Source organism: Dysgonomonas sp. Marseille-P4361, assembly GCF_900343125.1.
GTDB lineage: Bacteria > Bacteroidota > Bacteroidia > Bacteroidales > Dysgonomonadaceae > Dysgonomonas.
Window position 1 is genome coordinate 37563 of record NZ_OPYL01000005.1, and the last position, 12464, is coordinate 50026.

10 protein-coding genes are annotated in these 12464 nt (G+C 38.0%); 6 read left to right on the forward strand and 4 right to left on the reverse strand.

Features of this window, described 5'->3' with window-relative positions; genetic code table 11:
* Positions 1-3 precede the first annotated feature (3 nt).
* The 3 genes from truB to folK are packed head-to-tail and all read left to right on the forward strand — an operon-like array spanning position 4 to position 2268.
* Positions 4-696, forward strand: a complete 693-nt coding sequence (gene truB, locus DHU68_RS10380) for a tRNA pseudouridine(55) synthase TruB (protein WP_108822927.1) — start codon at positions 4-6, stop codon at positions 694-696.
* 31 nt (positions 697-727) lie between these two features.
* Positions 728-1777 carry a tRNA preQ1(34) S-adenosylmethionine ribosyltransferase-isomerase QueA gene (gene queA, locus DHU68_RS10385; protein WP_108822928.1) on the forward strand — a complete coding sequence of 350 codons (1050 nt, stop codon included), beginning with the start codon at positions 728-730 and terminating at the stop codon, positions 1775-1777.
* Positions 1777-2268, forward strand: coding sequence for a 2-amino-4-hydroxy-6-hydroxymethyldihydropteridine diphosphokinase (gene folK / locus DHU68_RS10390; protein ID WP_108822929.1), 492 nt, complete (start codon positions 1777-1779; stop codon positions 2266-2268). Before queA ends, folK begins: the two co-directional genes overlap by 1 nt.
* Before the next feature lie 2 nt (positions 2269-2270).
* On the opposite strand, the gene DHU68_RS10395 is transcribed toward folK, so the two are convergent.
* The 4 genes from DHU68_RS10395 to DHU68_RS10410 all read right to left on the reverse strand — a co-directional run bounded on the left by DHU68_RS10395 (position 2271) and on the right by DHU68_RS10410 (position 7968).
* Positions 2271-3725: a glycoside hydrolase family 10 protein gene (locus DHU68_RS10395; RefSeq protein WP_108822930.1), complete on the reverse strand. Its 1455-nt coding sequence runs from the start codon at positions 3723-3725 to the stop codon at positions 2271-2273.
* 15 nt (positions 3726-3740) lie between these two features.
* A complete protein-coding gene (locus tag DHU68_RS10400; protein ID WP_108822931.1) occupies positions 3741-5063 on the reverse strand; it encodes a TldD/PmbA family protein in 1323 nt (440 codons plus the stop codon).
* Position 5064: 1 nt separating this feature from the next.
* The gene (locus tag DHU68_RS10405; RefSeq protein ID WP_108822932.1) at positions 5065-6492 is read right to left on the reverse strand and encodes a TldD/PmbA family protein; all 1428 of its coding nucleotides are present in this window, start codon (positions 6490-6492) and stop codon (positions 5065-5067) included.
* 93 nt (positions 6493-6585) lie between these two features.
* Complete coding sequence (locus DHU68_RS10410) at positions 6586-7968, reverse strand: MATE family efflux transporter (protein ID WP_108822933.1); 1383 nt, start codon at positions 7966-7968, stop codon at positions 6586-6588.
* Positions 7969-8339: 371 nt separating this feature from the next.
* Here DHU68_RS10410 and lysS point away from each other — a divergent pair, with 371 nt between their 5' ends.
* From lysS to DHU68_RS10425, 3 genes are read left to right on the forward strand one after another with little or no spacing between them, the layout of a single operon-like run.
* The gene (lysS, locus tag DHU68_RS10415) at positions 8340-10067 is read left to right on the forward strand and encodes a lysine--tRNA ligase (RefSeq protein WP_108822934.1); all 1728 of its coding nucleotides are present in this window, start codon (positions 8340-8342) and stop codon (positions 10065-10067) included.
* Positions 10068-10096: 29 nt separating this feature from the next.
* Entirely contained in the window at positions 10097-11095 is a 999-nt protein-coding gene (locus DHU68_RS10420) for an NAD(P)H-dependent glycerol-3-phosphate dehydrogenase (RefSeq protein ID WP_108822935.1), read from the forward strand.
* A gap of 12 nt (positions 11096-11107) precedes the next feature.
* Positions 11108-12454, forward strand: coding sequence for a glucose-6-phosphate isomerase (locus DHU68_RS10425; RefSeq protein ID WP_108822936.1), 1347 nt, complete (start codon positions 11108-11110; stop codon positions 12452-12454).
* Positions 12455-12464: the final 10 nt, after the last annotated feature.

The window sequence follows — 12464 nt, forward strand, 5'->3', positions numbered from 1 at the left end:
TAAATGGATTTCATCTCAGGAGAGGTTTTATATATAAATAAACCACTAGAGTGGACATCATTCACTTTGGTACGGAAATTGCGGAATAAACTTTGTCGCAAGTTAGGTGTTAAGAAACTAAAGGTTGGTCATGCTGGGACTTTAGATCCTTTAGCAACAGGTGTGATGATTGTTTGTACAGGAAAGAAAACTAAATTGATAGAGACTTTTCAGTATCAGACAAAAGAATATATTGCAACAATAAGGTTAGGAGAAACAACTCCCTCTTTCGATTTAGAAACAGAGGTAGATGCTTCTTTCGAAACTGAACATATAACTAAAGGACTTGTAGAGGAAACCTTGAAGCAATTTGTGGGAAGAATAGAGCAGATTCCTCCAGCGTATTCGGCTTGTAAGGTAGAAGGTAAGCGAGCTTACGAATTAGCCAGAGAGGGACAAGAGGTTGATCTTAAGCCCAAGATATTGGTTATTGATGAAATAGAACTTCTGGAGTATCAAATGCCGACGATAAAGATACGTGTTGTGTGCAGTAAAGGTACTTACATCAGAGCTTTGGCTAGGGATATAGGATTGGCTCTTAATTCGGGAGGGCACCTCACAGCATTGGAGCGTACGCGTATAGGTGAAGTTACGCTTGACCAGTGTATTGATGGTAAGCTTATCGAGGAATTTGTAGACGCCATAATTGTAGATTAAAAAAGAATAATAATAAATTAATATATAGGATATGAAACTTTCTCAATTTAAATTTGACCTTCCGGAGGAGCTGATTGCTACTCATCCAGCCAAGAATAGAGATGAGTCTCGTTTAATGGTTGTAAATCGTAAGACCGGAGAAATTGAGCATAAGGTATTTAAAGATATCATCAATTATTTTGATGATAAAGATGTATTTGTCTTTAATGATACAAAGGTGTTCCCTGCTCGTTTGTATGGAAATAAAGAGAAGACAGGGGCTACTATTGAGGTTTTCCTTCTGCGCGAGTTGAATGAAGAATTTCATCTTTGGGATGTATTGGTAGATCCAGCTAGAAAAATTCGTATAGGTAACAAACTATACTTTGGAGAAGACGAATCTATGGTAGCAGAGGTTATAGACAATACAACATCGAGAGGACGTACACTACGTTTCCTTTATGATGGACCATCTGAGGAATTCAGAAAAGCTCTATACGCTTTAGGAGAAACACCAATACCGAAGTATTTGAATAGAGGCGAAGAGGCAGATGATAAAGAGCGCTATCAAACTATTTTCGCTCAAAAAGAAGGAGCTGTTGTTGCTCCTGCTGCTGGATTGCATTTCAGTAGAGAACTGCTGAAACGTCTTGAAATTAAAGGTATAGAATTCTCATATGTGACTCTCCATTCAGGATTGGGTAATTATAGAGATATCGATGTTGAAGATTTGACAAAACATAAGATGGATTCTGAGCAGTTAGATATTACCCAAGAAGCTGCAGATATTGTAAACAAAGCAAAAGATGCCGGTCGCCGAGTTTGTGCTGTGGGTACTTCTGTTATGAGAGCAATAGAGACTGTTGTGAGTACAGATGGGCATTTGAAGGTAAATACAGGATGGACGAATAAATTTATTTTTCCCCCTTACGATTTTGGTATTGCTGATTCTATGGTTACAAACTTCAACTTGCCTCAGTCAACACTATTAATGATGACAGCTGCTTTTGGTGGGTATGATCGTATAATGGATGTGTACGAATTGGCTGTGAAAGAAAAATACCGTTTTGGTACATATGGTGATGCAATGTTGATAATCTAATGTCATATAAAGAAAAGTTACATGATGTCTATCTGGGTTTAGGCTCAAATTTAGGAGATAGGGGAGAGAACCTTCATCATGCAATTGATAAAATAGAAGAGCGGATTGGTGAGATAGTCGCCACATCCGCTTTTTATGTTACCGATCCGGCAGGCTTTGTCTCGGAGAATCAATTTCTGAATGCAGCATGTTTGGTGAAGACACCTTTAAGCTCATTTGAAGTCTTGACTATTACTCAAGATATAGAAAAAGAGATGGGGCGACAGGTGAAGTCTCAGAATAATATATATATAGACCGCATAATTGATATTGATATCTTGCTCTATGATAAAGAAATTATAGATACAGATGCATTAACGATTCCTCATCCCAATATGAATAACCGTCCATTTGTTATTCTCCCTTTGTCTGAAATAGCCGCTCAGGTAGTTCATCCTATATTGAATAAGACAATCGAAGGTATTTGGTCTGAATTAAAAGTGAATAGCTAAAATTAGTGTTCGTCCTCGGAATGGACAAAAAATCCGGGGAAGCATGCTATACTTTCGTTGTGAAAACGATTTGACGCTGTTACGAAATAATACACTCCAAATTCGCCACTATTTATAGGGAAAGAATATGATTTAGTTCTTAGCCCTGTTACTAAAATATTTTTAGGGTCATTCGTATCTATTTCTTCAGTAAAGGATACATAGATAGTGTAGGTATAGTCTGAGGTGTCGTCAGGAGCTTCCCACTCAATATTCAATGTGTCTCCTTTGCTTCTGTAAAGACGAAGGTCTATTGGAGAATTAGGAGCAGTGTCGTTTAACCAGGTAAGAGGTGGTAGCTTAGCAGGGGTTGGGTAAAAGGAATTTATAGAGTCTTTTATTCCTTTTAAATTAGATAGAACATTTTGTGTGCGAAAATAAGCTTGACCTGTTATATTCTTGCTACGAGTGTATTGCATTTGCTTAATGATGTCTTCCAGAGGCCAGCTTTGTTCATCCATCTGATATATTCCCAATCCGGGTACTACAATTCTACCATTGCTATTCTTGATCCAGTCGTCAAGATACGGGAAAAAATATTTTTCGCGATGGTACATCATCGGAAAGGTAAGGTCGTGTTTACCATTGTTCATCCAATGGCCTACATCCTGAAATACGGTTTCGTATGCAGTCCATCCATCATTTGGAGCTATTTCTGGTAAAACCCTATATCTGCCTAGTGGAGAGCTGCTAACTTGTACCCACTTTTTGATAGATTTAACCTCGTCGTATATGTCGCTCACCAAAGTGTTGATATTATTACGTCGCCAGTCGTATAGACTCATCCCGTTGCCGTATTTCTTAAAAGTATCCTCATCAGGGAATTTCTTTGTATTGCTAGGATAACGTATGTAATCAAAGTGAATGCCATCTACATCATAGTTTGATACAATCTCTTTTACAAGCATCTTGATGAGGGATTGGGTTTCGGGTCTGCCTGGATCCAGATACCAAGTACCATTCATCTCTTTGTAGTAATCGGGCTTTTTATCTACTATCTGTGCTCTTCTTCTTTTCCCTTTTCCGGTATATTTTACTTTAGCTTTTTCCATTGTGTAAGTAACTATCCAGGCATGGCACTCCATTCCTCGTTTATGACACTCTTCGATAGCAAATGCCAAAGGATCAAAGTTGTTACTATGATTGAAAAAAGGACTGAGTGGCTCTATTTTTGATCTGTAAAAAACACTTCCTTGCGCTCTTGCCTGAAAAAGTACGACGTTGAATTTTTCAGCTTGGAGCTGGTCGAGTATTTTTTGTAGCTCTTTTTTTTGCGAATCAACACTGGTCCCTTGTGTAGGCCAATCTAGGCCCCAGTTGGTTGTGAGCCAGGCGGCTCTGACTTCAATAGCCGGAGCTTGGGCATAGATTTGCAATGAGAAAAATAATAAAATAGATAGTATGGTTGATAATCTCATAAAAGAGCAATTAGTTTATAGACCACTGAAATTAACATTGCTGAAAAGTAAACTTGGTATTCTCCAAGATGTATTAGTACGGGGATCATTCCCTGCTTCTTCAAGACTAGTCCAAAGTTCAAGCATATTTCCCGTAATGTTCATCTCGCTGACAGGTGTGGATATTTTTCCTTTTTCGATAAGGAAACCTTCTACTCCGAATGAAAAGTCTCCGGTTGTGGGGTTGCTATTACCTCCATTAAAACCAGTAACCCAAATCCCCTTCTCTATCGATAAGAGTATCTCGTCAAAGCTTCTGTTCCCTTTGGCTACATTTAGTATAGAAGGAGATCCTATTGTTGGGTCTATTCCCATTTTTAGGGAATTGTAAGTGTCTATGAAATAGGTGTGAAGTACACCTTCCTTTATTATATCCCGTTGACTTGTAGCTACACCTTCTCCGTCGAACCTTCTTGCACCAAAAGCTTTCTTTAGATGAGGAGTGTCTCTTATGGTTAGTTTCTTGGATGTGATTTCTTCTCCAAGTTTATCCAATAAAAAAGAATTTTTCTGCTGTAGAGAGCTACCATACATTGCGGCAATCATAGGAGAAAGGAGTCTGAATGATAGCGTATTGTCTAATAACATTTGATACTGACCAGACTGTATTTTTCTTTGTCCTATTTTTTGTAAGGCTCTGTCAAATGCTTTTTTGCCAATTCCCTCTTTTATTAAATCATTCCAATAAATCGAATTGTCGTACCAGTACGATTCTGCGCGTGCATCCCCCTCTGTTTTAAGAGATACAGAGGCTACAAGACTAAAAGCAGAATCGTAACTTTCAGCCTCGAACCCGTTGCTGGTAACCATATATTCAGCACCTATTCCATCATCGTAGGAGGCAGAAATAGATATAATTCGTTCGTCTTTATCGTATATTTCTTCTACTACTTGCTTTGTTATCTCAAGCTTATTTGAGGTTTTTATGCTATCAAAAGAATTATCGCAGAGATCAAGATCTTCTCCGTTAGATTTGTAATATCTATCTGCATTAGGCAGTTGACGACATAAGTCGGGAGCCAGATAGCGTGTCGATAAAATACCATCTTTTATAAAACTTTCTATTTCATGCTTATCGTTGATCCTGTTAGTTGAGAAAGATCCATATTTACCGTCGACGAAAAGTTCTATGTATAACTTATTTTCGGTACTTTGCTGCAATTTGTCTAACTGAAGATCTCTGTATTCAAAAGAATTGTTGTTTGCGGTAATGATAGAAATTCTTGTTGCCTGACAGCCATTCTTTAGTGCAAAGGTCATTGCCGACTGGGCTATATCTTTATGTTGCTTAGTTATCATATTATTCTCCTCCTACAGTCAGTTTGTTGATTAGTACAGATGGTAATCCTTGTCCCACAGGAACGCTTTGACCATCTTTTCCACAAGTCCAAGAGCCTTCGTCTATCTTAAGGTTGTTTCCTACCATACTGATGTCGGCTAAAGCTTTAGCTCCATTGCCTATGATGTTTATATCTTTTATTGGTTGGGTTAACTTACCATCTTCGATCAGGTAACCGGTCTTTACAAAGAAAGTAAAGTCTCCGGCGCCAATCTGAACTTGCCCATTGGTAAAGTTGTCGACATAGATTCCTTGTTTGACGGATGCTATAATGTCAGATTCCGGAATATTTCCCTGCTCCATATATGTAACTCTCATACGTGGAAGCGGAGTGTGTCTGAATGATTGTCTCCGCCCGTTTCCGGTAGGATCTACTCCATAATATTTTGCACTAATACGGTCGTGAATATAACTTTCCAAAATACCATTCTTTACAATATATGTTTTCTGACTTTCTATTCCTTCATCGTCGAAGTTGATAGTACCTCTGGAATTCTCTATTGTTCCATCATCAATAACATTGATGTTAGGAGAACATATTTGCTTACCTAACTGATCGGAGAATATAGATGTTTTTTTTCTGTTGAAGTCTGCCTCAAATGTATGACCTATAGCTTCGTGTAGTAATATGCCCGAACTTCCGGCACCCATGACTACCGGCATTTCTCCTCCTTTAGGTTTGACGGCTTCGAACATGAGTGCTGTTTGTTGTACAGCCTCATTTGCCATTGTAGCAATAAGGTCATCATTCAGAAATTCAAAACCTTTTCTATGAGCTCTGGAAGTATATCCGTTTTCTATCTTCCCGTTTTGTTCCATTGTGCATGAGCTACCTATTATTGCCATAGGGCGATAGTCCCATGTTAATAAACCTTCGGAGTTGAAGAATAGAATGTAAGATGTACTATCAGTCAGATTTGCTGTTGCTTTAATAACTCTCGGGTCTAATTTGAAAATATGATCGTTGAGTTTTTGCACATAGTCTTTTTTATCAGCCACCGATGTGTCTAACCAAGGTTTGTCAATCTTATAATAGTTAGGAAAATGCTTTTCCTTGATTTCTATAGATAGGTTGTTCTTGTTTTGATCAGAAGCTATGCTTGCAGCCGTTTTTGCTGCCTGAATAAGTTGTTTTATTTCGGTATTCTCTACATAAGCATAGCCTGTTTGATCGCCCGAAACAACTCGGATGCCCACTCCATAATCGATGTTCGAAGCTATTCTGTTTACCTCACCATCTCTCAGAGCGATACTGTTGCTGAAAGTATGTTCGAAGAATATATCGGCATAATCGCCTCCTTTACTCAACGCTTCTTTGATGACTAAGAGCAGTTCGCTCTCGGTTACAGAAAAATGTTGAAGTATGTATTGTCTTGTTATATCTGTCATTGTTTGATTTTTGAAACTAGTAAAGCTAACAAATTAGATGCATGTTTAGTTTATAGACCTCGATGCTTTTAAGAAATTCTAATGTTAGAGATATTATATGTTAGGCGAAATTTGATTGTTTACTTCTATTTTTTTGAATGTTCTGATCTGCATTATAAATAAAATGGCAGTCAAAGCTGTTGCCAGAAAATCAGAAACGGGTAGTGATCCCCATACTCCGTCTAATCCAAAAAGATTAGGTAGAATCATTAAAGCAGGGAGAAGTAATAAAAATTGGCGTGATAAGCTTAGGAATATTGCTTTTCCTGCCATACCTATACACTGGAAGAAGTTTGTTACTACAATCTGGAAGCCCACTAAAGGCAACATAAGAGTTACTATGCGTAATCCTTTGGCTGACTCTGTGGCTAGTGCCGGAGATGGGTTGAATGGAAGCACAACGATCTCGGGTAAGAGTAGTCCTATTGCAAGTCCTATGCAGCCGATTACAATGCCCACTTTTATGGTATAGTTGAGTGTCTCTTTCACTCTTTGTATCCGCTTAGCTCCATAGTTGTATCCGACAATTGGTTGCATACCTTGAGTAAGTCCGACCATGATCATGATGATAATCATAACTAAAGTGTTAGCTATGGCAAAAGCTTCTATGGCTACATTGCCACCAAAAGCTTTCAGCTTATTATTTATAAGAAAAACGACAATGGAAGAAGCAACCTGTATAAAGAAGGGTGATAGTCCGATACTTACTATTGCCCATACTATTTTCGGATTTATTCCAATATTTTTTTTACGCAGGCGAAGCATGCTGTTTTGGTTCATAAAGTGGTACATGACAAAGCATAGACCAATAAACATTGATATGATGGTAGCTATAGCAGCACCCTTTATCCCCCATTCTAAGGCAAAGATAAATATAGGAGCAATTATTATGTTAGCAACGACTCCAATTAACATTGTCACCATCGCCTTAGTTGGGTAGCCCGAAGCGCGCATCATACTGTTGAAGTTGAAGCACATCGTTAAGAATATATTGCCGGGTAAATAGTATAGTAGAAATTCTTTAGCATATGGAAATGTCTCCTCTGTGGCCCCTATCATCATAAGGATAGGGTCTAGAAAAAGTAATAAAAAGAAGATCAATGTTCCTGTAAGAATTAGCGTCATCAGAAAGGAATTTCCTATGATTTTCTCTGCAGTCTCTTTGTCTCCCTTGCCAAGGCATATTGATATGCGACTTGCCGATCCTGCACCTACCAGCATTCCTACTGCGGCAGTTAAGTTCATGACAGGGAGTACAATTCCTAAACCACCGATAGCATGGTCTCCCAGATCAGGGCCATGTCCTATGTAAATTCGGTCGATAATATTGTAAAGAGCATTTACCATTGTTCCCACAATGGCAGGTAATGCATATTGCCAAAGAAGTTTGCTTATTTTTTTGTTCTCTAGTTCGTCTATATTTGCGGTTTTCAACATTTCAAAAAACTGTTTTTAGTCGTTGAAGAGCATGCAGCTCTCTTTTTTTTAGTGATGCAAAGGTACAAAATCTTATCCCTATTTAGAAAGTTGAGGTATTTCTATTTTCTAATAAAAAATACTTATCAAGAATAAAAGGGTTCGTGCTAATTCGTGGTCTGTATACAAAACGTCAGAGGAGTGTATTCTTTTGTTGATTTTTGGTGTGAAATGTTTTTGTAATTGTTAAAATGAAGAGATTTATGCTTGCTCTTCTTATTAAAATGAAGAATACCATACTTGTATGTTATTATATTTTTTAACTTTGCGAGGTTATTCCTTTGGGAAAATAAATTGTAAGTTTTGTGTAAAAATCTGAAGATAGATTGATAATGAATATATTAGAATTGAGTGAACAAGAAATTGTTCGCCGTCAGAGTTTGGAAGAACTAAGAAAGTTAGGAATAGAGCCATATCCGGCAGCGCTATATGAGGTAGATGCATACACCAAAGATATCAAAGACGACTTTAAAGATGATGCAGAACGACGTTATGTGTCAATTGCAGGGCGTGTTATGGGACGTCGTATCATGGGGAAAGCATCTTTTATGGAATTGCAGGATGCCGAAGGGCGTATTCAGGTTTATATAACAAGAGATGAGCTTTGTCCTACTGAAGATAAAGAACTTTATAATACAGTATTTAAGAAATTACTAGATATCGGTGACTTTGTAGGTGTGAAAGGTTTTGTGTTTCGTACACAAATGGGAGAAATCTCTATTCATGCCGAAGAGTTGACTGTCTTAGGAAAATCGCTTCGCCCTCTACCGGTAGTTAAGGTAAAAGACGGAGTTACTTACGATGGTTTCACCGATCCGGAACAACGCTATCGTCAACGTTATGTTGACTTAGCAGTTAATGATGGAGTAAAAGATATATTCATTAAACGAACAAAAATATTCAACGCTATGCGTAACTTCTTTAATGAAAGAGGTTACCTGGAAGTTGATACACCTGTGTTACAGGGGATTCCTGGAGGGGCGGCAGCTCGTCCATTTATCACGCATCACAATGCATTGGACATTCCATTGTATTTACGTATTGCGAATGAACTTTATTTGAAGCGTCTGATTGTTGGAGGCTTCGACGGAGTCTATGAGTTTTCTCGTAACTTCCGTAACGAAGGTATGGATAGAACTCATAATCCTGAGTTTACAGCAATGGAGATCTATGTGGCCTATAAAGACTACAACTGGATGATGGAGTTTACAGAGCAAATGCTTGAGAAAATATGTCTTGATGTGCTAGGAACGACAGAAGTGGAAGTCGGCGGGAAGAAAATTAGCTTCAAGGCTCCATATCCTCGTGTAACAATGATACAAGCGATCAAAGATCATACAGGAATAGATATTGCCGGTATGAATGAGGCTCAATTGCGAGATGTTTGTAAGCAATTGGGGATCGATCAGGATGAGACAATGGGTAAAGGAAAGCTTATCGATGAGATATTTGGAGAAAAGTGTGAAGGGAATTATATACAACCTACATTTATAACTGATTATCCAATCGAAATGTCGCCATTGACAAAACGTCATCGTAGCAATCCGGAATTGACGGAGCGTTTTGAACTGATGGTAAACGGTAAAGAATTAGCAAATGCTTATTCCGAATTGAATGACCCTATCGATCAGCGTGAACGTTTCGAAGAACAAATGAAATTGTCAGAAAAAGGAGACGATGAGGCGATGTTTATCGATCAGGATTTCCTTCGTGCGTTAGAATATGGTATGCCTCCTACATCGGGTATGGGGATCGGAATGGATCGATTGGTTATGTTGTTGACCGGTCAGACTTCTATTCAGGAAGTATTGTTATTCCCTCAAATGAGACCTGAAAAAACAGCGAAGAAAGATGCTGTTGCCAAATATGTAGCATTAGGAGTTGCCGAAGAGCTTGTTCCTGTAGTACAAAAAGCAGGATATCCTACTATTGAAAGTCTGAAAGAAGGTAAAGCTCAAAAAATCAGACAAGACTTAGGTGAGGTAAATAAAAAATATAAACTGGAACTATCATTGCCTTCGGTAGAAGAAATAGAGGGATGGCTTACAAAGATTAACTAATCCCATTTTCTAACTAATTTGAATAAAGCATGAGTTTTCCGGGAAGAATAGCGGTTTTAGGTGGCGGAACATGGGCTACAGCATTGTCTAAGATAGTGTTGAGTCACGAAAAGCATATCAACTGGTATATGCGTCGCCCTGAACAGATTGAAGAATTTAAAAGAATAGGACACAATCCGTCTTATCTTTCAAATGTAGATTTCAATCTGGACAGAATAACCTTCTATTCAGACATAACAGAAGTCGTTAATAATTCGGACACGCTTATCCTGGCAGTGCCCTCTCCTTTTCTGAAAAGTCATTTAGAAAAACTGCAAGTTTCTATCAGCGATAAGTATATTGTCTCTGCAATAAAAGGGATAATTCCTCCCGAAAACCTTCTTGTGACAGATTATTTAATGCAGCAATATAATATTCCGGCAGAGAATATTGCCGTTGTAGCAGGTCCTTGTCATGCAGAAGAAATAGCCCTCGAACGATTGACCTATCCTACTATCGTGTGTGAAGATATTGAAAAAGCTAAGACCCTTTCAGCTATTTTCAATAACCGCTATGTTCGTTCTTCGGTTTCGCGGGATGTGGCAGGTGTAGAAATAGCAGCAGTGTTGAAAAATGTTTACGCTATAGCTTCGGGTATATGTCATGGGCTAAAGTATGGTGATAATTTTCAGGCAGTATTAGTCTCTAATGCCATTTCTGAAATGGAGCGATTCGTAAATGCTGTATCTCCAATGGATAGAAGAATACAAGACTCTGCCTATTTGGGAGATTTATTGGTCACTTGTTACTCAAGCTTTAGCCGTAACAGAACATTTGGTTCTATGGTCGGAAAAGGATATTCGGTTAAAGCTGCTCAAGTAGAGATGGAAATGATTGCCGAAGGGTACTACGGAACTAAATGTATTATGGAGATGAGCCAGAATTATGATGTGCAGATACCTATTGCAGATATGGTTTATCGTGTATTGTATGAAAATCGTCCGGCAAAGGAAGAAGTAAAAATGTTAAGAGAACAAATATTAAAATAACATATAAAGATTATGGATAAAGTTATTAAACTAGACATAAGTAAAACTTTAGGCTTTATAAATCAAGCAGACATTGATGGACAAGCAGCGTTAGCTAAAAAATGTAACGAAACATTGCATGACGGATCAGGTAAAGGAAACGATTTCCTTGGATGGTTAAATCTTCCGTCTTCTATAACAGATGCCGATCTAAAAGATATTGAAGAGACAGCAGCTGCGCTAAGATCTAAATGTGAAGTGATTGTTTTAGTAGGAATTGGGGGTAGCTATCTGGGTTCTAAAGCTGTGATCGACTCTCTTTCAAACTACTTCGACTGGTTGCAAAAAGACCGTAAGAATCCTGTGATTCTTTATGCCGGAAATAATATAGGTGAAGATTATCTTGTTGAGATATTGGCTTATCTACAAGGAAAATCTTTCGGTATTGTAAATATCTCAAAATCGGGAACTACTACAGAACCTGCTTTAGCTTTCCGTATATTGAAAGCAGAGCTTGAAAAAACAGTAGGAAAAGAAGAAGCTAAAAATCGTATTGTAGCTATTACTGATGCAGCTCGTGGAGCTTTGTTTACCTTAGCTACTAAAGAGGGATATAAGAAATATATAATTCCTGATAATGTTGGAGGACGTTATTCTGTGCTTACTCCTGTAGGTTTGCTACCTATCGCTTTAGCGGGAATTGATATTCGTCAACTTGTAGCTGGAGCAGCGTATATGGAAAAAGAAACAGCACCGTCTGTTCCTTTTGATAAGAATATTGCTGAAATCTATGCTGTGACTCGTAACGAGCTTTATAAATCAGGTAAAAAAATAGAAATACTAGCAAACTTCAATCCTAAATTGCACTATATTGCTGAATGGTGGAAACAACTTTACGGTGAGAGTGAAGGAAAAGAAAACAAAGGTATTTTCAATGCTTCTGTTGATTTTACTGCAGACTTGCACTCTATGGGTCAATGGATTCAAGAAGGAGAGCGTTCTGTTTTCGAGACAGTTATTTCTGTCGCTCAACCTAACGAGACATTAAATGTGCCAACGGACGAAGAAGATCTAGATGGATTAAATTTCCTTGCCGGAAAACGAGTTGATTTCGTTAATAAAATGGCAGAGCTTGGTACTCAAATGGCTCATGTAGATGGAGGAGTCCCAAATATCAAGATTGAGTTGCCTAAGCTAGATGCTTATAGCATTGGTCAGCTACTTTATTTCTTCGAAAAAGCTTGTGGTATCAGTGGATATATCTTAGGGGTAAATCCTTTTGATCAACCAGGAGTTGAAGCATATAAGAAAAATATGTTTGCTCTTCTTGATAAGCCAGGTTTCGAAAAAGAAAGTGCTGAAATTAAGAAGAGAATATAAAAAATAAATA